Origin of the sequence: Streptomyces sp. NPDC014991 (assembly GCF_043080665.1) — a bacterium.
In the GTDB taxonomy this organism is placed as follows: domain Bacteria; phylum Actinomycetota; class Actinomycetes; order Streptomycetales; family Streptomycetaceae; genus Streptomyces.
In genome coordinates this window covers 80,727-102,244 of record NZ_JBIBVY010000018.1, presented here as the reverse complement: position 1 = coordinate 102,244, position 21,518 = coordinate 80,727, and the positions used below count along the sequence as shown (strand labels likewise).

18 protein-coding genes and 1 pseudogene are annotated in these 21,518 nt (G+C 74.1%); 8 read left to right on the top strand and 11 right to left on the bottom strand.

All coding sequences use genetic code 11. The features are described 5' to 3' along the window. Positions 1-38: 38 nt before the first annotated feature. On the bottom strand, positions 39-1,676 hold the full coding sequence (locus ACF1BE_RS25720) for an APC family permease (protein ID WP_392201386.1): 1,638 nt from the start codon (positions 1,674-1,676) through the stop codon (positions 39-41). A 215-nt stretch (positions 1,677-1,891) separates the two neighbouring features. Then, positions 1,892-2,299, bottom strand: coding sequence for a CoA-binding protein (locus ACF1BE_RS25715; RefSeq protein WP_392201385.1), 408 nt, complete (start codon positions 2,297-2,299; stop codon positions 1,892-1,894). 142 nt (positions 2,300-2,441) lie between these two features. On the opposite strand from ACF1BE_RS25715, the gene ACF1BE_RS25710 reads away from it, so the two are divergent. The 5 genes from ACF1BE_RS25710 (at position 2,442) to ACF1BE_RS25690 (ending at position 8,666) form a co-directional block, all read left to right on the top strand. Further along, a complete protein-coding gene (locus tag ACF1BE_RS25710) occupies positions 2,442-3,182 on the top strand; it encodes a hypothetical protein (RefSeq protein ID WP_392201384.1) in 741 nt (246 codons plus the stop codon). Continuing rightward, positions 3,179-3,733: a SixA phosphatase family protein gene (locus tag ACF1BE_RS25705; RefSeq protein WP_392201383.1), complete on the top strand. Its 555-nt coding sequence runs from the start codon at positions 3,179-3,181 to the stop codon at positions 3,731-3,733. Before ACF1BE_RS25710 ends, ACF1BE_RS25705 begins: the two co-directional genes overlap by 4 nt. Before the next feature lie 42 nt (positions 3,734-3,775). Beyond that, positions 3,776-4,402 carry a YigZ family protein gene (locus ACF1BE_RS25700; protein ID WP_392201382.1) on the top strand — a complete coding sequence of 209 codons (627 nt, stop codon included), beginning with the start codon at positions 3,776-3,778 and terminating at the stop codon, positions 4,400-4,402. A gap of 107 nt (positions 4,403-4,509) precedes the next feature. After that, entirely contained in the window at positions 4,510-5,673 is a 1,164-nt protein-coding gene (locus ACF1BE_RS25695; RefSeq protein ID WP_392201381.1) for an exonuclease SbcCD subunit D, read from the top strand. Next, positions 5,670-8,666 carry an AAA family ATPase gene (locus ACF1BE_RS25690; protein ID WP_392201380.1) on the top strand — a complete coding sequence of 999 codons (2,997 nt, stop codon included), beginning with the start codon at positions 5,670-5,672 and terminating at the stop codon, positions 8,664-8,666. The genes ACF1BE_RS25695 and ACF1BE_RS25690 overlap by 4 nt, the downstream gene beginning before the upstream one ends. 158 nt (positions 8,667-8,824) lie before the next feature. On the opposite strand, the gene ACF1BE_RS25685 is transcribed toward ACF1BE_RS25690, so the two are convergent. Continuing rightward, positions 8,825-9,271 (bottom strand): Lrp/AsnC family transcriptional regulator, encoded by a 447-nt coding sequence (locus tag ACF1BE_RS25685; protein WP_392201379.1) that lies wholly within the window; start codon positions 9,269-9,271, stop codon positions 8,825-8,827. Positions 9,272-9,364: 93 nt separating this feature from the next. Between ACF1BE_RS25685 and ACF1BE_RS25680 the strand changes: the two genes are divergently transcribed. Continuing rightward, positions 9,365-9,841 carry a rhodanese-like domain-containing protein gene (locus ACF1BE_RS25680; protein ID WP_392201378.1) on the top strand — a complete coding sequence of 159 codons (477 nt, stop codon included), beginning with the start codon at positions 9,365-9,367 and terminating at the stop codon, positions 9,839-9,841. A gap of 16 nt (positions 9,842-9,857) precedes the next feature. On the opposite strand, the gene ACF1BE_RS25675 is transcribed toward ACF1BE_RS25680, so the two are convergent. The 4 genes from ACF1BE_RS25675 to ACF1BE_RS25660 form a co-directional block, all read right to left on the bottom strand. After that, positions 9,858-11,093 carry a cytochrome P450 gene (locus ACF1BE_RS25675; protein ID WP_392201377.1) on the bottom strand — a complete coding sequence of 412 codons (1,236 nt, stop codon included), beginning with the start codon at positions 11,091-11,093 and terminating at the stop codon, positions 9,858-9,860. A 33-nt stretch (positions 11,094-11,126) separates the two neighbouring features. Beyond that, entirely contained in the window at positions 11,127-12,518 is a 1,392-nt protein-coding gene (locus tag ACF1BE_RS25670) for an NAD(P)/FAD-dependent oxidoreductase (RefSeq protein WP_392201376.1), read from the bottom strand. After that, positions 12,508-12,756 (bottom strand): ferredoxin, encoded by a 249-nt coding sequence (locus ACF1BE_RS25665; RefSeq protein WP_392201375.1) that lies wholly within the window; start codon positions 12,754-12,756, stop codon positions 12,508-12,510. Before ACF1BE_RS25665 ends, ACF1BE_RS25670 begins: the two co-directional genes overlap by 11 nt. A 161-nt stretch (positions 12,757-12,917) precedes the next feature. Continuing rightward, complete coding sequence (locus ACF1BE_RS25660) at positions 12,918-13,595, bottom strand: hypothetical protein (RefSeq protein WP_392201374.1); 678 nt, start codon at positions 13,593-13,595, stop codon at positions 12,918-12,920. Between the two features lie 199 nt (positions 13,596-13,794). Between ACF1BE_RS25660 and ACF1BE_RS25655 the strand changes: the two are divergent. Continuing rightward, positions 13,795-14,393: pseudogene (locus ACF1BE_RS25655) on the top strand (hypothetical protein). Positions 14,394-14,396: 3 nt separating this feature from the next. Here ACF1BE_RS25655 and ACF1BE_RS25650 read toward each other — a convergent pair. Together ACF1BE_RS25650 and ACF1BE_RS25645 are read right to left on the bottom strand one after the other, a co-directional pair. After that, positions 14,397-16,088, bottom strand: coding sequence for a DUF885 domain-containing protein (locus ACF1BE_RS25650; protein WP_392201373.1), 1,692 nt, complete (start codon positions 16,086-16,088; stop codon positions 14,397-14,399). Positions 16,089-16,139: 51 nt separating this feature from the next. Continuing rightward, positions 16,140-16,625 (bottom strand): Lrp/AsnC family transcriptional regulator, encoded by a 486-nt coding sequence (locus tag ACF1BE_RS25645; RefSeq protein WP_392201372.1) that lies wholly within the window; start codon positions 16,623-16,625, stop codon positions 16,140-16,142. Between the two features lie 60 nt (positions 16,626-16,685). On the opposite strand from ACF1BE_RS25645, the gene ACF1BE_RS25640 reads away from it, so the two are divergent. Then, positions 16,686-17,945, top strand: coding sequence for a trans-sulfuration enzyme family protein (locus ACF1BE_RS25640; RefSeq protein ID WP_392201371.1), 1,260 nt, complete (start codon positions 16,686-16,688; stop codon positions 17,943-17,945). Between the two features lie 376 nt (positions 17,946-18,321). Here ACF1BE_RS25640 and ACF1BE_RS25635 read toward each other — a convergent pair whose 3' ends face one another. Together ACF1BE_RS25635 and ACF1BE_RS25630 are read right to left on the bottom strand one after the other, a co-directional pair. Next, complete coding sequence (locus tag ACF1BE_RS25635) at positions 18,322-19,728, bottom strand: GNAT family N-acetyltransferase (RefSeq protein ID WP_392201370.1); 1,407 nt, start codon at positions 19,726-19,728, stop codon at positions 18,322-18,324. Positions 19,729-19,872: 144 nt separating this feature from the next. Beyond that, positions 19,873-21,459: an alkaline phosphatase D family protein gene (locus ACF1BE_RS25630; protein WP_392201369.1), complete on the bottom strand. Its 1,587-nt coding sequence runs from the start codon at positions 21,457-21,459 to the stop codon at positions 19,873-19,875. Positions 21,460-21,518 lie beyond the last annotated feature (59 nt).

Sequence of the window (21,518 nt, the reverse complement as noted above, 5' to 3'; positions counted from 1 at the left end):
GAGCCGACGGGACACCGCGCGGGGACGCGTGAGCGCGGTCAGTGCGCGGGCGCGTCCGTGACCACGACCTCCTCGATGCTGCGCTCGATCGCCTGGGTGCTGGACGCGGTGGCCCTGGCCCAGTAGTAGATGCCCAGCGAGAAGGCGGCGACGACCAGGATGTCCCACCACAGCGGGATGGTGCCCCGGCCGCCGAAGCCGCCCAGCCAGGAGATCAGGCCCAGGCCGAGCAGGTAGCCGGGCAGCCACTGCGCGGCCCTGAAGTCCAGTCGGGGCGCGTCGGGCAGCCGCTTGCGGGTGGCGTACCAGGCGTAGGAGCCCAGCAGCACGTAGCCGAGCAGGATCGCGAAGCCCAGCCGCCACAGGGTGTCCCAGCCGGCCCAGTAGATGATGAGGTTGGCGACCACGAACGACAGCGGCGAGACGAACCTGCCGCCGGGCAGCCGGTAGGGGCGCTCGTGCCGCGGCAGACGGTCGGCGAAGACGCCGTAGGCCAGCGGCGCGCCCGCGTACATCAGCACGCTCGCCGAGGTGATGAAGCCGACCAGCTCCTGCCAGCTCGGGAACGGCAGGAAGCAGATCACACCGGTGACGAACGACATCAGCAGACCGAACCACGGCACGCCGCGCTTGTCGGTTCGGGCGAAGGCCTTCGGCGCGTAGCCGTTCTTGGCCAGGCCGTAGGAGACGCGCGAGGTGGCGGTGGTGTAGATCAGGCCGGTGCCACCGGGAGAGATGATCGCGTCGATGTAGAGCACCCAGCCCAGCCAGCCCAGGCCCACGAGGGTCGCCAGGCCCGCCCAGGGACCGCTGATGCCGGGGAAGTCCAGCTTGGCCCAGCCGTGCGCGAAGGACGCGTGCGGCAGCGCGGCGATGAACACGACCTGGAGCAGGATGTAGATCACGGCGCCGATCGCGACCGAGCCGAGGGTCGCCCGGGGCAGGTCACGCTTGGGGTTGCGGCTCTCGCCCGCCAGCTGGATCGCCTGCTCGAAACCGAGCAGCGCGAAGATGATGCCGCTGGAGCTGATGGCTCCGAGCATGCCCTTGGCGCCGAACGGCGCGAAGCCCTCCGAGGTGAAGTTGCTCGCGTGGAAGTTGCCCGCGGCGATGACGAAGATCGCCCCGAGCGGGACGGCGATCTTCCACCAGGTGGCGGCGCTGTTGGTGTGTGCCAGGGCCCGGACACCGAAGAAGTTGACCCCGACGAAGAGCGCCATCAGGAGGACGGCCGTGGTGAGACCGGCGCCCGTCAGCGTGCCGTCGGCGTGCTGGAGACCCTGCGCCCATTCCCAGTGACCGGCGTAGCCGATCATGGCCTCGACCTCGATCGGGGCCACGGTGGCCGCCTGGAGCCAGGAGAACCAGCCGAAGGACATGCCGGCCAGGCCGCCGAACGCGTAGTGCGGGTAGCGGGCCGTGCCGCCCGCCACCGGGAACATGCCGCCGAGTTCGGCGTGCACGAGCGCCAGCAGCACGATCGCGACCGCGCCGATCACCCACGAGACGATCGCCGCGGGGCCGGCCACGACGACCGCCTTCTCGGCGCCGTACAGCCAGCCGGAGCCGATGATGGAGCCGACGGAGGCCCACATCAGACCGATCAGTCCGACGTCGCGGCGCAGGCCGCCGGACTCCGTCGTGGCCTGTGGCACGGCATGGTCGACTTTCACCATGTCAGGTGGCCTCTCAGTTCATGAACACGAAACAAACGAGCAAGGACGCCACAGGCTAGGAAGTCTTTCCGCTTCAGCAGAAGACTGTTTCCCAAAACTTGACCCAGGATCTTGTCGGTCTTGGGAACAGCGTTCACACAGGTCAGAGATCCACTCCGAATGTCAATATTCAGCGCCGAATTGTGAGAAGAAGGTGAGACAAGGGGTGTGGCGGGCTAGTTCAGGCGTGGAATTTCGATCGCCGGGCAGCGGTCCATGACCATCTCCGCACCCGCCGCCCTGGTCCGCTCGTACGCGCCGGTGTCGACGACACCCAGCTGGAACCACACCGCCTTCGCGCCCCGCGCCACGGCCTCGTCGGCCACCGCGCCGGCCAGTGCGCTGTTGACGAAGACGTCGACCACGTCCACGTCGAAGGGGACGTCCGCGAGGGAGGTGTACCCCCGCTCGCCGTGCACCGTCTCCGCCTTCGGGTGCACCGGCACGATCCGCTTGCCGAACCGCTGGAGCACCCGCGCCACCCCGTACGCGGCCCGGCTCCGGTTCGCGGACAGGCCGACCACGGCCCAGGTGTCGCCCAGCTCGGTCAGGATCCTGCGGATCGTCGCGTCGTCGCCGTACATCGGCCGCCTCCTCGGGCTGTGGGAACAGAACGTGGGGGCAACAGCGCCCCCAGGGGTGCGGATTCCCGCCGTACCCCGCCACGATGACCGGAATCGGCGCAAGCTGACCGCATACGGCCGTCCGTCCGCCTACGCTCGCCCCGTGCTGCGCATCCTCGACGTCCGAACCGGTGAGCCCGTCGCCGCCGCTCCCGCCCGCCGCGCCCTGACCCGGGTCGAGGCCCACGCCTCGGGTCTCGATCCGACGGCCCTGCGGGTGCTGCTCACCGCCGACCTGCTCGTGCGGGCCCTGGAGCTGGGCGGCACCCCGGTCTGGACGATCCTCACCGCACCCCGGGAACAGCCCGAGCTGCGCACGGCCGCCACCCACCTCGCCATACGCCCCTTCGAGGACGGCCGGGACCTCGCGTCCGGGCTGGGGGAGGCCCAGGTGATCCATGTCACCGGGCCCCACACCGCGACCGTCCGCACCGAGGGGCCGGTGGCGGCCGTGGCGCCGGTGGCCTGGACCGGCCCCGAACCGCCGCTGTCCACCCTCCTCGCCGACCCCGCCGCCCTGCGGCTCGCGCTGCTCTCCGTGCCCCGGCGTGAAGCCGCGCGGCTGGACGCCACCGCCCTGGACCGGGCCGCCGGACAGCTCGCCCACTGGCGGCGGACCGTGGCCGGATGGGCCAGGCGGCCCTCCCGGCCGGTGCCCGACGACATCCGGACGCGGCTGCGGGCCGCCTGGGACGACGACCTCGACCTGCCTCGGTCGCTCGCCGTGCTGCGGGACGTGGAGCGCGCCCCGGACCTGCCCGACGGCGCCCGCTTCGAGACCTTCGCCCACGCCGACCGGCTGCTCGCCCTCGATCTCCTCCGCGACCTCGGGAACCCGGCGTGATCGAACGGGCGGGCGCGGGCCCGCTGCGCCGGCTGGTGGTGCTGCGGCACGCCAAGTCCGCGTGGCCCGAGGGCGTCGAGGACCATCGCAGACCGCTCGCGCCCCGGGGGCTGCGGGACGCCCCGGCCGCCGGCCGTGCCCTCGCCGGTGCCGGCTCCCTGCCCGACCTCGCCCTGTGCTCCACCGCGGTCCGCGCCCGCCGGACCTGGGAGCTGGCCTCCGCCGAGTGGGGGACCCCGCCGCCGGTGCGCCTGGACCGGCGGCTGTACGCGGCGGGCGTGCCGGAGCTGCTGGAGGCCGTGCACGAGGTGCCGCCTCAGGTGGAGACGCTGCTGCTGGTCGGGCACAACCCGGGCCTGGCCGACCTGGTGCGGGCGCTCGCCGCGGACGGCCTCGACGACACGCTGGACCGGTTGCGGGCGAAGTTCCCGACGGCCGCGATCGCCGTGCTCGCCTGGCGGGGCACCGGCTGGCCCGCGCTGGCCCCCGGCGCGGCCCTGCTGACCTCGTTCACGGTGCCGCGCGGAGCGAAGGGGGAGCAGCCGCGCTGACGCGGGGGCGGACCGGTGGCGTGCTGCGCATAGGCTGACGGGATGCAGGACGAGTACCGCACCGTCGCCCGCGCGGGGGTGCACGAGACCGAGATCAACCGCTCCCGCTTCCTGTGCGCCCTCGCCCCGGCCGCCACCGAGCGGGAGGCGCAGGACTTCGTCGCGGCCGTCCGCAGGGAACACGCCGATGCCACCCACAACTGCTGGGCGTACGTCATCGGTGCCGACGCCTCCGTGCAGCGGGCCAGCGACGACGGCGAACCGGGCGGCACCGCCGGCGTCCCCATGCTCCAGATGCTGCTGCGCCGTGACATGCGGTACGTCGTCGCCGTCGTCACCCGCTACTACGGAGGGGTCAAGCTCGGCGCCGGCGGACTGATCCGCGCGTACGGCGGCGCCGTCGGCGAGGCACTGGACGCGCTCGGCACCCGCACCCGGCGCCGCTTCCGCCTGGCCACGGTGACCGTCGACCACCAGCGCGCGGGCAAGGTCCAGAACGACCTGCGGGCCACCGGCCGCGAGGTGCGGGACGTCCGCTACGGCGAGGCCGTCACCCTGGAGATCGGCCTGCCGGACGCCGACGTGGACGCCTTCCGCGCGTGGCTCGCCGATGTGACGGCGGGCACGGCCGGTTTCGAACTGGGCGGCGAAGCCTACGGAGATGCCTGACTATTGCGGCGAATCGGTCATAACGCCTCTGTGGTGGGCGGGTTGTGACGGGCTGGTACGGGAGTAACCGCCCGTGATGTCGGACCTGGCCGATAGTCTCGGGGCCCATGAGATTTCTGCACACGTCCGACTGGCATCTCGGCCGGGCCTTCCACCGGGCGAACCTGCTCGGGGCCCAGGCCGGGTTCATCGGCCACCTCGTCACCACCGTGCGTGAGCACGCGGTGGACGCGGTGGTCGTGTCGGGCGACGTGTACGACCGGGCGGTGCCCCCGCTCGCCGCCGTGGAGCTGTTCGACACCGCCCTGCACCGCCTCGCGGACCTCGGCGTGCCCACGGTGATGATCTCCGGCAACCACGACTCGGCCCGCCGCCTCGGCGTCGGCGCCGGACTCATCGACCGCGCGGGCATCCACCTGCGCACCGAACCGTCCGCCGCCGGCACCCCCGTCGTGCTCCAGGACGCCCACGGCGACGTCGCGTTCTACGGCCTGCCCTACCTCGAACCCGCCCTGGTGAAGGACGAGTTCGCCGTCGACAAGGCCGGGCACGAGGCCGTGCTCGGCGCCGCCATGGACCGGGTCCGCGCCGACCTCGCCACCCGCGCGGCCGGCACGCGCTCCGTCGTCCTCGCCCACGCCTTCGTCACCGGCGGCCAGGCCAGCGACAGCGAGCGGGACATCACCGTCGGCGGGGTCGCCGCCGTACCGGCCGGCGTCTTCGACGGCGTCGACTACGTGGCGCTCGGGCATCTGCACGGCTGCCAGACCATCACCGAGCGCGTGCGCTACTCAGGCTCCCCGCTCGCCTACTCCTTCTCCGAGGCCGGCCACCGCAAGAGCATGTGGCTGGTCGACCTGGACGCGGACGGCTCGGTCACCGCCGAGCGCCTCGACTGCCCGGTGCCGCGCCCGCTCGCCCGCCTCCGCGGCCCCCTGGACGAACTCCTCGCCGACCCGGAGCTGACCCGCCACGAGGATGCCTGGATCGAGGCCACCCTCACCGACCCGGCCCGGCCCGCCGACCCCATGGCCCGCCTCACCGCACGCTTCCCGCACACCCTCAGCCTCGTCTTCGACCCCGAGCGGGCCCCCGACGACCCCCAGGCGTCGTACGCCCGGCGGCTCGCCGGCCGCAGCGACCAGCAGATCGCCCAGGACTTCGTCGCGCACGTGCGCGGCACCGGACCCGACGAGCACGAGACGGCCGTGCTGCGCGACGCGTTCGACGCCGTCCGCGCCGACGACGCCGTACGAGAGGTGGCGCGGTGAGGCTGCACCGGCTCGACATCACCGCCTTCGGACCCTTCGGCGGCGCCCGGACCGTCGACTTCGACACCCTGTCCGCCGCCGGCCTCTTCCTGCTCCACGGACCCACCGGCGCCGGCAAGACCTCCGTCCTGGACGCCGTCTGCTACGCCCTCTACGGCTCCGTCCCCGGCGCCCGGCAGGGCGGCGGCCAGGGCGCGCACCTGCGCAGCGACCACGCCCCGCCGGGCACCCGCACCGAGGTCCGCCTCGACCTGACCGTCGCCGGACGCCGCCTGGAGATCACCCGGCAGCCCCCCTGGGAACGGCCCAAGCTGCGCGGCAAGGGCACCACCGTCGACAAGGCCCAGACCTGGCTGCGCGAGTACGACAGCACGGCCGGCGTCTGGCAGGACCGCAGCCGCTCCCACCAGGAGACGGGCGAGGAGATCACCCAGCTGCTCGGGATGAGCCGCGACCAGTTCTGCCAGGTCGTCCTGCTGCCCCAGGGCGACTTCGCCCGCTTCCTGCGCGCCGACGCCGAGGCCCGCAGCAAGCTGCTCGGCCGCCTCTTCGACACTCGGCGCTTCGCCGACGTCGAGAAGCGGCTCGCCGACCGCCGCAAGGCCACCGAGACGCGCGTGCGCGACGGCGACGCGGCGCTCCTCGCCGACGCCCACCGCATGCAGCAGGCCGCAGGCGACGCCATGGACCTGCCCGGCCTGGCCCCCGGCGACCCGGGCCTGGCCGAGGCCGTCCTCGGTGCCGCCGCCGTCGCCCGCAGCACCGCCCGCGAACGCCTCACCGTCGCCCACTGCCGTCTCGCCGCCGCCGAGTCCGCCCACGCCGCAGCCCGCCGCGCCCTGGACGACATACGCGAACGCGCCCGCCTCCAGAACAGGTTCGCCGAGGCCCGGCGGCGCGCCGAACGCCTCCAGGAGAGCGCCGGTGCCCGCCGGGAGACGCGCGAGCGCATGGAACGGGCCCGCAGGGCCGAGGCCGTCGAACCCGCGCTGGAGCTGCGCGACGCCGCCGAGGTGGACCACCGCCGGGCCGCCGCGGCCGAGGCCCACGCGCGCGGTCAGCTCACCGGCCCCCACGCCGGGGCCGACGCGAGCGGACTCGCCACCGCCGCCCGCCGGACCGCCGAGGAACTCGGCGGCCTCGACGCGGCCCGGCGCGCCGAACGGCGGCTCGCCGAACTCACCGAGGAGCGCGCCGGACTCGACCGTCAGGAGACCGCCGACGAGGACGTCCTGCGCGAGGCGGACGCCTGGCTCGCCGAATGGGACGGCAACCGCGCGGCGCTCCAGGCCCGCGTCGACTCCGCCCAGGAGGCCGCCACCCGCGCCGAACAGCTCGCCGTCCAGCGCGCCCCGATGCAGCGGCGGCTCGACGCGGCCCGCACCCGCGACCGGCTCGCCGCCGACCTCGCACAGGCCCGGCAGCGTGCGGAGGCCTCGGTGCGTCGCGCCCTCGACGCCCGCACCCACTGGCTCGACCTCAAGGAACAGCGGCTGAACGGCATCGCCGCCGAACTCGCCGCCCACCTCACCGCCGGCGAACCCTGCGCGGTCTGCGGAGCCACCGCACACCCCGCCCCCGCCCGCAAGGCCGCCGGACACGTCGACCGGGACACCGAGGACCGCGCCCTCGCCGCGTACCAGCGGGCCGAGGAGCAGCACACCGAGGACGAGCGGCGTCTCGGTGAGGTCCGCGAGGCGCTGGCCGCCGCCACCGCCGAGGCCGGCGAGACGCCCACCGACCGGCTCGTCGCCGAGGCCGGCGAGCTGGAGGAGGAGTACGCCCGCGCCCGCCGCGCGGCCTCCGCCCTGCACGCCGCCCAGGAGGAGCTGCGGCGCGCCGGCCAGGAACGCGAGCAGCGCCTCGCCGACCGCCAGCAGGCCGCCGTACGGGCCGCCTCCCGGCTCACCCGGCGCGACACCCTGGAACGCGAACAGGCGCTGCTGGAAGCGGAGTTGACGCAGGCGCGCGGCACCTCGGACAGCGTGGCCGCCCGCGCCGCACAGCTGGAGCGGCTCGCGGCACGGCTCGCCGAGGCCGCCGACGCCGTGCGCGTCGCCGAGGACACCGCCCAGCGGCTGAAGGACGCCGACGCCCGCCTCGCCGACGCCGCCTACCGGGCCGGCTTCGACACGCCGCAGGCCGCGGCGGCGGCCCTGCTGGACGCCGCCGCCCACCGGGAGCTGCAACACCGCCTGGACGCCTGGCAGCAGGAGGAGGCCGCCGTCCGCGCGGTCCTCGACGAGCCCGGCGCCGCGGCGGCCGCCCAGCAGCCGCCCGCCGACCCGGCCACCGCCGAGCGGACGGCGGCCACCGCGGAACGGCGGCTGCGCGAGGCCGCCTCCGCCCGCGACGCCGCCGCCCGCTGCTGCGCCGAGCTGGACCGCCTCTCCGCGCGCGCCACCGAGGCCGTACGCCGCCTCGCCCCGCTGCGCGAGGAGTACGGCCGGGTGGCCCGGCTCGCCGCGCTCGCCGCCGGCAACTCCGCCGACAACGAACGCAGGATGCGCCTGGAGTCGTACGTCCTGGCGGCCCGGCTGGAGCAGGTCGCCGCCGCCGCGACCGTCCGCCTCCAGCGCATGTCGTCCGGCCGCTACACCCTCGTCCACTCCGACGACCGGGCCGGACGGGGACGCAGCGGGCTCGGGCTGCACGTGGTCGACGCCTGGACCGGGCGGGCCCGGGACACCTCGACCCTGTCCGGCGGCGAGACCTTCTTCGCATCCCTCGCGCTCGCCCTCGGCCTCGCCGACGTCGTCACCGACGAGGCGGGCGGCGTCCGCCTGGACACCCTCTTCATCGACGAGGGCTTCGGCAGTCTGGACGACCAGACCCTGGACGAGGTCCTGGACGTCCTCGACTCGCTGCGCGAACGCGACCGCAGCGTCGGCATCGTCAGCCACGTCGCCGACCTGCGCCGCCGCATCCATGCCCAGCTGGAGGTCGTCAAGGGCAGATCGGGCTCCACCCTGCGCCAGCACGGAGTGGCCTAGGGTCTTTCGTTCGGATCAGGCCGGATCAGGGAGCGGGTCCTGGTGCCGTGCATCGCAAGGCGGAGGAGGGCGCCATGGCGGAGCCATGGCAACCGACGACAATGCGGCGAGGCGCGGCACCAGGACCCGCGAGCCCGGCATGATCCGAACGAGAGGGCCTAGCGGCCCAGCGGTCGCCGTGGCAACGGGGACGAGTACACGACGCTGGTGGTCACCGAGCCCAGTGAGCCGATCCTGCCCGAGACCTCCTCCAGGTGGGACATGGACCGCGCGGCGACCTTGATGACGAAGCAGTCGTCACCCGTCACGTGGTGCGCCTCCAGGATCTCGGGCGTCGCGGCCACCAGGTCGTGGAACGGCCGGTAGTTGCCGTTGGGGTAGCGCAGCCGCACGAACGCCAGGATCGGCAGGCCCAGCCGCTCGGGGTCGACCACCGCCGCGTACCCCTGTATGACGCCCGCCTCCTCCAGCCGCCGGACCCGTTCGGTGACGGCGCTCGCCGACATCGACACGGCGCGCGCCAGCTCGGTGTAGCCGGCCCGTCCGTCGCGCTGGAGGACCTCGAGAATGCGCCAGTCGGTGGCGTCCGGGGAAAACGCGGTCATCAGGGATGAATAGCAGGGAATCCCCGGCCGGGCAAGGGCAGGCCCGTGGATCGTCCCTTCAGACAGCGGCTCACGGATCGTAGATTTCCCGCCATGATCAACGCTGCTTACGAGAACCCCGTCCTGCGCGTCCCGCCCGCCGCCCCCGCCGAGGCCGCCGCCCACTTCCGGGCGAGCCTCGCCCACCACGCCGACGTCGCCGACGTGGCGGAGGCGCTCGCGGCCGGCGGCGACCCCGGCTTCGTCGTGGTCGACTCCCGCTCCACCGAGTCCTGGGACCAGGGTCACATCCCCGGCGCGGTCCACCTGCCGGTCGCGCTCGTCCACGAGCGGGCCGGCCGGCTCCTCGACAGGTCCGTGCCGGTGGTGACGTACTGCTGGGGCCCCGGTTGCAACGGCGCCACCCGCGCCGCCCTCGCCCTCGCCGAACTCGGCTACCGGGTCAAGGAGATGCTCGGCGGTTTCGAGTACTGGGCGCGTGAGGGCCTCGCCTACGAGACCCGGCAGGGGCCGGCCCGCCGCGACCCCGACCCGCTGACGGCACCCGTGGCGGGCGAGTGCGGCTGCTGACGCCCGCCGGCGGAACTCAGACCCACCCGTCGAAGGCGATGTTCAGATGCCGGGGGCCGCGCAGCACCGCGTTCTGCCGGTAGGGCGGCGGATCCTCCGTGAGGCGGGGATTCTCCAGCCGCCGGGCCAGCTCGGTCAGGGCGATCTGGGTCTCCAGCCGGGCCAGCGGGGCGCCGAAACAGCTGTGGATGCCGCTGCCGAACCCGAGGTGCTGGATGTCCTCGCGGTCCGGGTCGAAGCGCCCGGGGTCCTTGAAACGCTCGGGGTCACGGTTGCCCGCGGCCAGGACCAGCCACAGCCGTGAGCCCTTGGGGATGGTCACCCCGCGCACCTCGATGTCGGCGATGCAGGTGCGCTGCGGCACGATCTGCACCGGCGGCTCGTACCGCAGCAGCTCCTCCACGATCCGCACCGACAGGCCCGGCTCCGTCCGCAGCCGCTGGAGGACGTCCGGGTGGCGCAGCAGCGTGAGCATGCCGTTCGTGATCAGGTTGACGGTGGTCTCGTGGCCGGCGATCAGCAGCAGCACCGAGGTGCTGAGCACCTCCATCATCGTCATGGAACCGTCCGGGCCCTGGCTGCGCACCAGGTCGGACAGCAGGTCGTCCCGTGGCTCCTTGGTGCGCTCCTCGACCAGACCGGCCAGATACATGCCGAGCTGCATCCGCGCCTCCTGGGTCGCCTTCACGAACTCGGCGTCCGCCGACTTGCGTGTCTCGGGGTCGAGGCCGGCGACCAGCGGATCGACCCAGGCGCGGAACCGGGGCTCGTCGTCCCGGGGCACGCCGAGCAAGCGGCAGATCACCGTCACCGGGAAGGGGTAGGCGAACTCGTCGACCAGGTCGATCTGCCGGGTGTCCGCGAGACCGTCGATCAGCCCGGTGACGATGGCCGCCATCTCGCCCCGCATGTTCTCGACCCGGCGCGGCCGGTGCGGCGGCCCGAAGGCGCTGTTGGCGATGCGCCGGAGCCGGTCGTGCTCGGGCGGGTCCAGCCGCAGGAAGGACGGCGGCAGTCCGGTGTTCTCCGCCTGCGAGATCTCGTCGTCCCCGGCCGCGGCGAGGTTGGCGGCGTCGGAGCTGATCCGGGGATCGTGGAGCAGGCCCTCGATGTCGTAGTACGAGCTGATGACGTAGGGGCCGCCCTCCTCCTCGTGCAGGACCGGTGTCCTGCGCAGCTCCTCGTACAGCGGATACGGATCGGCGCGGTTGGCGAAGTCGGTGATCTGGCGCACCAGCGAGGCTTGCGTCATGACAGGTCCTTGGAGCGTCGGGGCCGGCGGCGGTCAGTGCCGGGCGGGGTGGAAGACCAGTTGCTGGTCGGCCGGTGAGTAGCCGCTGAGCGTCACCGTGGGGCCGTGGGTGGGAAGGGACGGGTCGGGGAAGTCGGCCGCCACCGGCCGCAGGCCCTCAGGCCGCCGGTCCATCGTCGGGAACTCCACCGGGAACGGCGCGCCCCGCTCGATCTGCCGCTGGTAGAACTCCAGCCACCGGGTGTTGTCGAAGCTCACGGCGGCGATCATGCGGCCCTGGTGGCCGTAGACCCCGACGAACCGGCGCTCGGCCAGCGAACCCTGCGTGATCATGAGCTGCTCACCCATGGGCGGCACCCCGACCGACTTGATGTTCACTCCGAACATCGAGGACCAGAAGGCCGGCATCCACAGGTGCGGGCGCCGCTCGGTGCCGTGGCAGATCATGTTGTGCGCGGCCGTCTCGGCCTGGGCGACGGCGTTGCCCCAGTGCTCGAGCGAGAGGAACTGGTAGCCGAAGAGCGCGTGCGGGGACCGTGCCACGTCACCCGCCACGAAGACGTCGTCCGTGACGATGCCCCGGAAGTCGAAGGCACGGCACCCCGCGTCACAGGCGATGCCCCGCGGCCCGGCGCCCAGCCCCGACCCGGCCAGCCACTCCGTGTTCCGCAGCGAGCCCAGCGAGACCACGACCACGTCCGCCTCGACGACGCTCTCGTCCGACAGGTGGACGGCCCGCACCCTGCCGACCGGGTCCCCCTCCAGGGAGGTCACCGTGACATGGGTGCGCAGATCGACGCCGTTCTCGGTCTGGAGGCCGGCGGCGACCGCGCCGATCACCCCGCCGAGCGCGCCCACCAGCGGCGCGCCCGCACGCTCCGCCACGGTGACGGGAATGCCCATCTCCCGGCACGCCGAGGCGACCTCCGAACCGGCGAACCCCGCACCGATGACGAACACCCGGCGCGGCCCGGCTTTCAGCCGCCGGTAGAGGTCGGCCGCGTCCTCCCGCGTACGCAGCAGACAGACGCCGTCCAGCCGGGCCTCCTCCTCCTTCGGCCACGGCCGGGCGCGGACGCCGGTCGCGATGAGCAGCCGGTCGTACTCCACCTCGTCGCCGTCGGCCAGCCGGACCCGCCTGGCCGTCAGGTCCAGCCCGGCCGCCGCGACGCCCAGGCGCCACTTGGCGTCGATCTCCCAGCGGTGCGGGAGCTCGGTGTGGAGCGGGGACGCCTTGCCCAGCAGCACGGACTTGGACAGTGGCGGCCGGTCGTACGGCTCGTACGGCTCGTCCCCGATCAGGGTCAGCTCGCCGGCGAAGCCCTCGGCGCGCAGCGTCTCGGCGGCCCGCAGGCCGGCCAGCGAGGCGCCCACGATCACGATCCGGCCCTCACGCCTGAGCCATTCCACATGGTCAGCGGGCATCGGGCGCCTCCCCGGCGGAACCGGCCACCGGCTCACCCACGGCGCCGTCCAGCCCGTCCGCCGTGATCGCCTGCACCGGGCACGCGGCGACGGCACGCGCCAGCCGCTCCCGCTGCTCCTCCTCCGCGCGCGGGTTGTAGATCAGCGACTCCTCGCCGTGCATGGCGAAGACGTCGGGCGCGAGGAACGCGCACTGCGCGTATCCCTGACACTTGTTGAGATCGACGACGAGCCTCATCGACGCTCCGCCCTTTCCGGTGGCCAGGTCCGGTGCGCACCCGCGCGGCTCGCGCGTACCGCTCCGGACGGCGGTCGTCCCCCGGGCCAGCATGCGAGCGGGGCCGGGGTGCCCGCGCCCGGAGCACGCCGATCGAGTGAGGGGCGCCGGGGGAGCGGAGGTCACCGGGCCGTCACCGGCCGGGGCCGGTCACGGCGGCCGGCCACGAGGAGGTACACGCTGATCAGCAGTGACCACGCGGGAAAGACGAGTTCCGCCCAGGGCACGTTCGACGACAGGAAGAGCAGCGTGAGCGCGGTGAGGACGCCGAGGACCGTGAGCCAGCGCGGCAGGACGCCGAGGCGGTGGCCGATCACCGACAGGGAGGACACGAAGACGGCCGCCATCCGCATGGCGTACCCCGTCATCAGCGTGTACGCGAAGTGGCGGCCGAAATCCGACGTGGCCGGCGCCGGCTGCGCGCCGGCGGGGTGGGCCACCGCGAGCACGGCACTCGCCGCCGCGGAGGCACCGAACATCATGGCGGTGAAGACCAGCCCGCTGCCGAGGAAGGCCGTGGCGAGGAACCGGTCCTCGGCGTCGCCGACGTGCGCGCGCACCGCGCCGATGAACCACAGGAAGAAGATGCCGGCGAACGGTACCAGCGCCAGGGCCGTGCGCAGCGCGTCGCGCCGCCCGGAGTCCGTGAACCCCTGGGCGCCGACCGCGTCGGCCCCGCCGGGGATCCCCAGCCGGACCAGGACGATCGCCGCCGCCAGAAGCAGCGCGAAGACGACTCCGGCCAGCCCCGCCGCCCGCGGTGTCTCCAGCGCCTGCTGCCCCGGCCCCTTCTCGCGCATGCCCGGCCCGCCTTCCGCATCGGCCCCCGGCACCAGCTAGCCGCCTCCACCCCGCCCGCGCCACCGCAGGGCCTCCGTACGGCCGAGCGGGCGGGCCTGTGTCCGGGCCCGCGCCCGGACCGGACAGCCGGCCCACCGCCCGTGGCGTCCCCACAGCTCACTCGGGAGGCGTCCCGGAAGGCCCCTGGGACGAGCACCCATGCACCCACCGGCCCGGTCCGTTCCCGCCGAACCGGGCCGCGACCGACTGCCCCGCGCGGCCGAGACCGCCCTCGTCACCGGCGCCTCCCGGTACTCCGGGACCGGCCACGCGGTCGCCCGGCGGCCGGCCGCCTACGGCGCCGGCGTCCATCCCCACCGTGCACCGCCATGCCCTGGGGCTCGGACAGCCCCGAGGCGGTCGCCGCCTCCGTCCGCGGGGCGCTCGGCGACCCCGGCGCGCGCGTCGCCTCCGGGCCGGGCACGCGACGACGCACACAGGGCCGGGGACACCCGCTCGGTGCTGCTCCTCGTCCGGGCCTACGCCGGGCAGACGAGGGCCCTCGCCTCGGTCACCCGTTCCCCGTCCACCGCGCCCGCCGGGCGGGGGATCACCGTGAACACCGTCGACCCGGGCCCGGTCGGCACCGGTTGCGCCACCGGCGTGGCCCACGCGGCCGTCGCCGCGCGGTTCCCGCCGGACGCCGGGGCGCCCCCGACGGCCCGGCCCTCCGCGTCGCCCGGCCGGCCACCGACGGGGCGGACCGGGCCACGCGGCAGGTGATCAGCACGGAAGGGGGCCAGGCCGTGAGCGGCTGACCGTCAGAGCCGGGACAGCTCGTCCACCAGGTCGTCCAGGCCCAGCGAACCCTGCGACAGCGCCGCCATGTGCCACGCCTTCGGGTCGAACGCGTCGCCGTGCCGCTCGCGCGCCTTCTCCCGGCCCAGCAGCCACGCCCGCTCGCCCAGCTTGTAGCCGATCGCCTGGCCCGGGATCGTCAGGTACCGGGTCAGCTCACTCTCGATGAAGTCCGCCGGCCGGCTGCTGTGCGCGCCGAAGAACTCCTGCGCCAGCTCCGGCGTCCACCGCTCACCGGGGTGGAACGGCGAGTCCGCGGGGATCTCCAGCTCCAGGTGCATGCCGATGTCCATGATCACCCGGGCCGCCCGCATCATCTGTGCGTCCAGGTAGCCGAGCCGCTCCTCCGGGTCCGTGAGGTAGCCCAGCTCGTCCATCAGCCGCTCCGCGTACAGCGCCCAGCCCTCGAGGTTGGCGCTGACCCCGCCGACCGTCGCCTGGTAGCGGGAGAGGTTCTCCGCGACGTGCGCCCACTGCGCGAGCTGGAGATGGTGCCCCGGCACGCCCTCGTGGTACCAGGTCGACACCAGGTCGTAGACCGGGAACCGGGTCTGGCCCATCGTGGGCAGCCAGGTGCGGCCGGGCCGGGAGAAGTCCTCCGTCGGCGCCGTGTAGTAGGGAGCCGCCGCGCCGCCGGGCGGGGCGATGCGCGACTCCACCTTCCGCACCCGCTCGGCGAGGTCGAAGTGCGTGCCGTCCAGGTCCTCGATGGCCTTGTCCATCAGGCCCTGGAGCCACGCGCGGACCTCCTCCACACCGTCGATGTGCCGGCCGTGCTCGTCGAGGTGGGCGAGGGCCACCCACGGCGTCGCGGCGCCGGGCAGGATCTTCTCGGCTTCCGTCCTCATCTCGGCGAGGAGCCGGTGGAACTCGGCCCAGCCGTACGCGTACGCCTCGTCCAGGTCCAGGTCGGTGCCGTTGTAGTAGCGGGCCCAGCGCGCGTACCGCTCCCGCCCGACCACGTTCGGGGCGTCCGCGACCGCCGGCGCGTACACGTCCCGCATCCAGTCCCGCAGTTCCCGCAGGGCGCCGGTCGCCGCACGCGCCGCCTCGTCCAGTTCCGCGCGCAGCGCCTCGGGGCCGGCGGCGGCGAAGTCCTCGTACCAGCCGCGGCCCGAGCCGTCCGTGTCCACCCACTCGGTCAGTTGCTCGACGTAGGTCGCGGTCGGCCGGGGCGCCGCGAACAGCTTGCGCTCCAACCCCAGTTCCAGGGACGCCCGGTAGCCGGCGAGCGCGCCCGGCACGGCACGCAGCCGCTCGGCGATCGCCGACCAGTCCTCGTCCGTCTGCACCGGCATGATGGTGAACACCTCGCGCACCGCATGGCCGGGCGTGCCCATGTTGCCGACGGCGCGCAGCGGCTCGTCCGCCTCCAGGACGGCGAGTTCGGCGGTGAGCCGCTCCCGCAGCAGCCGCCCGCAGCGCCGCTCCGCGTCGCTGTCCGCGCCGGGCTGCCGCTCCGCCTCGTCCAGCCGGGCGAGCGTGGTGCGGATCAGCGCCGCCAGAGCTTGCTGACCGGCGGGTGAGTAGTCGGGCAGCCGCCGCGAACTCTCGGGAACGCCGAGATACGTACCGGTGACCGGGTCGAGGGCGATGAGGTCGTCCACGTACGCGTCGGCGACCTGACGGGGCAGCAGGCTCTTGGTCTCAGACATGCGGTCCATCCTCGTACGAGGATGATCCCCACGTCACCACGTACGTGCGATTCAGCTCTGGGCGTGGCCGGGAGGCAGCAGGGGCCCGCACTCCCACTGCTGGAAGATGAGCCGGGTCTCCACGCGCGCCACCTCGCGCCGCGCCGTGAACTCGTCCAGCACCAGCCGCTGGAGATCGGCCATGTCCGCGACGGCCACATGCACCAGATAGTCGTCCGGCCCGGTGAGATGGAACACCGACCGGGCCTCCGGCAGCGCCCGGACACGCTCCACGAACGGCCCCACCAGCTCCCGCCGGTGCGGACGCACCTGCACCGACAGCAGGGCCTGGAGCCCCCGCCCGAGCTTGGCCGGATCGAGTCGCAGCCGATGGCCCAGGATCACGCCCGAGCGGCGCAGCCGGGTCACCCGGTCCAGACAGGTCGACGGCGCCACGCCCACCTGCGCGGCGAGGTCGCGGTAGGTGGTCCGGGCGTCGTTCTGCAACAACCGCAGCAGATGCAGGTCCACCGGATCCAGTACGACGGAATCGGACATGGGCCGAACGTAACACGGTGCCTGCCCCTGGTGAACCGTTCACTGTTCACCCTTCCGGCCATGGACACAGCGAGCACCGGCGCCTACGACGACGTACGCGCCGCATCGAGAGCCCTGGCCACGGAGGCCGTGCACGCCGGCCGCGACGATCTCGCCCGCCAGGGCCTGCACGCCCCGCCGATCGACCTGTCGACCACCTACCCCTCGTACGACAGCCGCGCCGAGGCCGCCCGCATCGACGCCTTCGCCGCCGACGGCGCCGATCCGTCCGGGCCGCCGGTCTACGGCCGCCTCGGCAACCCGACCGTCGCCCGATTCGAGACCGCCCTCGCCCGCCTGGAGGGCACCGAGTCCGCCGTCGCCTTCGCCAGCGGCATGGCCGCGCTCAGCGCCGTCCTCCTCGCGCTCCCCGGCACGGGCCTGCGGCACGTGGTCGCCGTACGGCCTCTGTACGGCTGTAGCGACCACCTGCTGACCGCCGGGCTGCTCGGTACGGAGGTCACCTGGACCGACCCGGCCGGCATCGGTGACGCGCTGCGCCCGGACACCGGCCTGGTGCTGGTCGAGTCCCCGGCCAACCCGACCCTCGCCGAACTCGACCTGCGGGCCGTCGCGGACGCCTGCGGTCCGGTGCCCCTGCTCGTCGACAACACGTTCGCCACACCCGTGCTGCAACGCCCGGCCGAGCAGGGCGCACGGCTGGTGCTGCACAGCGCCACCAAGTACCTCGGCGGCCATGGTGACGTGCTCGCCGGAGTCGTCGCCTGTGACGAGGGGTTCGCGGGCCGGCTGCGGCAGATACGGTTCGCCACCGGGGGAGTCCTCCATCCGCTGGCCGGCTACCTGCTGCTGCGGGGACTGTCCACGCTCCCGGTACGGGTCCGGGCCGCCTCCGCCAACGCCGCCGAACTGGTCCGCCGGCTCACCGCCGACCCACGCGTGGCCCGCGTCCACTATCCGCGGCTCGGCGGCGCGATGATCGCCTTCGAGGTGTACGGCGACCCGCACGAGGTGATCTCCCGGGTCCGGCTCGTCACCCCCGCGGTGAGCCTGGGCAGCGTCGACACGCTGATCCAGCATCCCGCCTCCATCAGTCACCGCATCGTCGACGCCGACGACCGGCGCGGGGCGGGGGTGAGCGACCGGCTGCTGCGGCTGTCGGTGGGCCTGGAGGACGTGGACGACCTGTGGACCGACCTGGACCGGGCCCTGGGCGACCCCACCGGCGCGCCGGTCCCCTTGCGGGAGACGATGCGGGAGACGATGCGGGAAACGGCGCGGAAGGCGGTGCGGGAGGCGGTGCGGGAGGCGGTGCGCTGACGGCGCCGTCGACCCACGGCGCCCGGACACCGGCGTGGTCCGGCGGGCGCCCCCGGGGGCCCGGGCTCCGGACAGGGTTCCGCGAGTCCCCCCGGGCCGGGGCGCCGCGCCCGAGGCGTGGTGGCTCCGGACAGGGCTGGGGGAGTCCGGGCCGGGCGGGGCGCCCCGGCCCGGGGGAGTGGCTCCGTCCGGGGTGAGGCGACTGCGGCCAGGACGCCTTGGCCCCTGGCCGAGGCCCGTGGCCTCGGCCGAGGCGCCGGCCCCGTGGCAGGCGGGCGGCCTCAGCCGGGCCGTAGGCCCCCCGACGCGCCCGCACGGGCCCGCGCGGCCGCTTCACGTGCGGTGGGCGGCCACGCTGACGTCACGGCCCCTGCCGTCAGGTGCGGTGTGGTGGGTGGGTACGGGAGGTCGTGGTCAGTGCTGTGGTGTCCAGGCGGGCCGTGATGACCAGGGTGCCCTCCTCGATCTGGTAGTCGAGGGGCAGGCCCAGGCCGCGCATGGCGGCGACCATGCCGGTGTTGGAGGCCTGCGTCACGGCGTACAAGCTCTCGCAGCCGGCCTCCACCGCCAGCGCCACCAGCCGGCCGAGCAGTTCCCCGCCGATGCCCCGCTGCTGCCAGTCGTCCTCGATCAGCAGCGCCACCTCCGTCTCGTCGCCGTCCCACAGCAGGTGCCCGAGGCCGACGATCCGGCCGGACGCGGTCTGCGCGGCCAGCGTCCGGCCGAAGCGGGGGCTGAGCAGGTGGGTCAGATAGCGGTCCGCGTCACCGACCGGGCCGTGGTAGCGCATGCCGAGGGTGCGGGGCGAGCACCGCTCGTGCATCGCCCTGGCAGCGGCCAGGTCACCGGTGTCGACCCGGCGCACGGTGATGTCGTTGCCCTCCGGCAGGGTCAGCACGTCCTGACCGCGCGGGATCCGCGGGCCGAGCCGGCTGTCCAGCTCCACCAGCGCCCGTGCCCGCGCGAACTCGGTCGGGGTGAACGGCAGATACGGCCGCTCCACGGTGAGCACACCGCCCTCCGGTGCCCGCAGCCGCATCACGGTGTCCTCCAGGACGCCCCCGACCGGCACCGGTTCCGGACCACGGCCACCGCCGACCGGGGTGCCGGGCAGCGACCGGATCGTGCATCGGCCCAGCAACTGGCGCAGAGCCAGGGGAAGTTCGGCCGCATCCAGGGCGGTGCGGGCGGCCAGCCCGAGCACCCGGGTGGGCGCGTCGACCAGGTCGTGGGCGTCGGCCCGCTCGATCCAGGTGGCCGTACCCCCGGCCTGCGAGACCGCCCGGGTGATCTCCGCCGCGGACGACGTGCCCGGGGACCGCAGCAGGAACTCGTCCACGGTGCCGTCGGCCAGCGGGTGCGTCTGGAGGCTCAGGATGTCCACCTGCCGTTCGGCCAGCGCCGTGCACAGCGCGGCCAGCGAACCGGGCTCGTCCCGCACCGTCGTACGCATCCGCCACAGCGTGCCGGCGGTGGCGACCTCGCCGGCCGTGGTGCCGGGCCGTGTCGAGGGGCCGGCCGGCCGGCCGCCGGTATCACCGACCGGCGGCGCGTGTCCGTGGCGGCGTGACCACCACACGTGGAAACCCGCCGTCGCGGCCAGCACGACGGCCGACATCACCAGCAGGGCCGGTCCGTCCGGTCCGTGTCCGATCAGGTTCGCCACGGCGTCCGCCACGGCGACGGCGGTGAACAGCGCGGCGAGTTCGACGACGTCCCGCCGCCAGTGGTGCACGGGGCGTCCGTGCTTCGCCCGGGTCACGTCAGGCATGTCTGGAGTCATGCAGCCACTGTGGAGGAACGGTGTTGCGTGATCACGAACTGATTGTGACCGATGGGTAAAGCATGCTCCGTCCTATTTGTTGCACTTTCTACAGAGGTCGGCTCGCCGGCCGGTCCGCCGGCCGCCCGGCCTGCCCGCGCGCCGCTACTGACCGACCCGGCCCGGCTGCAACGTCCGCGTGAACAGCACCGTGCCGTCCTGCTCGCGGAGCCGCACCGTCAGCTCGCCGCTGCCCCCGTCGATGTCGACCTCGCCGAAGAACTGGTAGCCGCCCGCGGGCGAGACGTTCGACGCGGTCGGTGCCTTCACGAACACCCGCTCGGGGCCGAAGGTGCCGTCCAGCGCGCTCGCCGGGAACGCACCGGCGTTCAGCGGCCCGGAGACGAACTCCCAGAACGGTTCGAAGTCGGTGAACGCGGCCCGCGACGGATGGTAGTGCTGGGCCGAGGTGTGGTGCACGTCCGCCGTCAGCCACACCGTGCCCGTGATCCGCCGGTGCTTGACGAACCGCAGCAGTTCGGCGATCTGCAGCTCCCGGCCGAGCGGGGCCCCGGGGTCGCCCTGCGCCACCGCCTCGAAGTCGGGCCGGTTCTCCGTCGTGTCCGGCACCACCAGCCCGATGGGCATGTCGGCGGCGATCACCTTCCACACCGCGCGTGACCGGGCCAGCTCCCGCTGGAGCCACTCCAGCTGCTCCCGGCCGAGGATCCCCTGCGGGTCGACGGTCTGGTCGTCCGGCGAGTTGGCGTTGCGGTAGGTGCGCATGTCGAGCACGAACACGTCCAGCAGCGGGCCCTGGCGCAGCACCCGGTTCACGCGGCCCTCACGGGCGCCCGGACGGAGCGTGGAGACCGGGGCGTACTCGCTGAACGCCCGCCGGGCGCGCGCCGCGAGGACGTCGATGCTCTTCTCGGTGTACCGGGTGTCGGAGGAGGCGATCACCTCGCCCGGGTACCAGTTGTTGCGGACCTCGTGGTCGTCCCACTGGACGACCGACGGCACCTGGGCGTTGAAGCGGCGCAGATGGGCGTCGAGCAGGTTGTAGCGGAAGTTGCCCCGGTACTCGTCGAGCGTCTCGGCGACCTTCGACTTCTCCTCGGTGGTGACGTTCCGCCAGACACTGCCGTCGGGCAGGGCCTGGGTGGCGGCGATCGGCCCGTCGGCGTAGACGGCGTCGCCGCTGCACAGGAAGAAGTCGGGGTCCAGCTTCGCCATCGCGTCGTAGATGCGGTAGCCGCCGCGGTCGGGGTTGATGCCCCAGCCCTGGCCGGCCAGGTCGCCCGACCACAGGAAGCGCACGCCGTCCCGGCGGCGCCGGGAGACCGTGCGGAACGTGCCGGTCACGGGTTCGCCGGTGCGGCGCGGGTCGTCGGGGTCGGCGAGCAGGACCCGGTAGTGGATCTGCTCGCCGGACGGCAGACCGTGCAGCCGGGTGGTGCCGGTGAAGTCCGTGCCGGCGTCCAGCAGCGGGCCGTGCCATCTGCGCGGGTCGCGGAACGACTCGGTGGCCGACGTCTCCACGACCATCCGGGCCGGCCGGTCCGAACGCACCCACACCAGGCCGGAGTCGGCGGTCACGTCGCCCGTCTGCACGCCCCAGCCCGCCTCGGGGCGGCCGGAGCGGGCGAACGCCGGTGCCGCGCCGAGGCCGACGGGCAGGGTCAGGGCCGCCGACGTGACGAGGGAGCCGCGCAGAACACTGCGGCGGCCGGGGAGCATACGGTGGGACATGGCTGCGCCTCCAGGGACGGGATCCGGCCGGTGTGCAGAGCCACACCTACTGGGGCGCC

What these genes read in the sequence shown, in the direction of transcription:
- ACF1BE_RS25700 (WP_392201382.1), top strand. Translation starts at nt 3,776, where the DNA reads ATGCAGGACGAGTACCGCACCGTCGCCCGCGCGGGGGTGCACGAGACC.
- ACF1BE_RS25645 (WP_392201372.1), bottom strand. Translation starts at nt 16,625, where the DNA reads ATGTCCGATTCCGTCGTACTGGATCCGGTGGACCTGCATCTGCTGCGG.
- ACF1BE_RS25650 (WP_392201373.1), bottom strand. Translation starts at nt 16,088, where the DNA reads ATGTCTGAGACCAAGAGCCTGCTGCCCCGTCAGGTCGCCGACGCGTAC.
- ACF1BE_RS25715 (WP_392201385.1), bottom strand. Translation starts at nt 2,299, where the DNA reads ATGTACGGCGACGACGCGACGATCCGCAGGATCCTGACCGAGCTGGGC.
- ACF1BE_RS25630 (WP_392201369.1), bottom strand. Translation starts at nt 21,459, where the DNA reads ATGTCCCACCGTATGCTCCCCGGCCGCCGCAGTGTTCTGCGCGGCTCC.
- ACF1BE_RS25685 (WP_392201379.1), bottom strand. Translation starts at nt 9,271, where the DNA reads ATGACCGCGTTTTCCCCGGACGCCACCGACTGGCGCATTCTCGAGGTC.
- ACF1BE_RS25665 (WP_392201375.1), bottom strand. Translation starts at nt 12,756, where the DNA reads ATGAGGCTCGTCGTCGATCTCAACAAGTGTCAGGGATACGCGCAGTGC.
- ACF1BE_RS25640 (WP_392201371.1), top strand. Translation starts at nt 16,686, where the DNA reads ATGGACACAGCGAGCACCGGCGCCTACGACGACGTACGCGCCGCATCG.
- ACF1BE_RS25660 (WP_392201374.1), bottom strand. Translation starts at nt 13,595, where the DNA reads ATGCGCGAGAAGGGGCCGGGGCAGCAGGCGCTGGAGACACCGCGGGCG.
- ACF1BE_RS25670 (WP_392201376.1), bottom strand. Translation starts at nt 12,518, where the DNA reads ATGCCCGCTGACCATGTGGAATGGCTCAGGCGTGAGGGCCGGATCGTG.
- ACF1BE_RS25675 (WP_392201377.1), bottom strand. Translation starts at nt 11,093, where the DNA reads ATGACGCAAGCCTCGCTGGTGCGCCAGATCACCGACTTCGCCAACCGC.
- ACF1BE_RS25635 (WP_392201370.1), bottom strand. Translation starts at nt 19,728, where the DNA reads ATGACTCCAGACATGCCTGACGTGACCCGGGCGAAGCACGGACGCCCC.
- ACF1BE_RS25695 (WP_392201381.1), top strand. Translation starts at nt 4,510, where the DNA reads ATGAGATTTCTGCACACGTCCGACTGGCATCTCGGCCGGGCCTTCCAC.
- ACF1BE_RS25680 (WP_392201378.1), top strand. Translation starts at nt 9,365, where the DNA reads ATGATCAACGCTGCTTACGAGAACCCCGTCCTGCGCGTCCCGCCCGCC.
- ACF1BE_RS25720 (WP_392201386.1), bottom strand. Translation starts at nt 1,676, where the DNA reads ATGGTGAAAGTCGACCATGCCGTGCCACAGGCCACGACGGAGTCCGGC.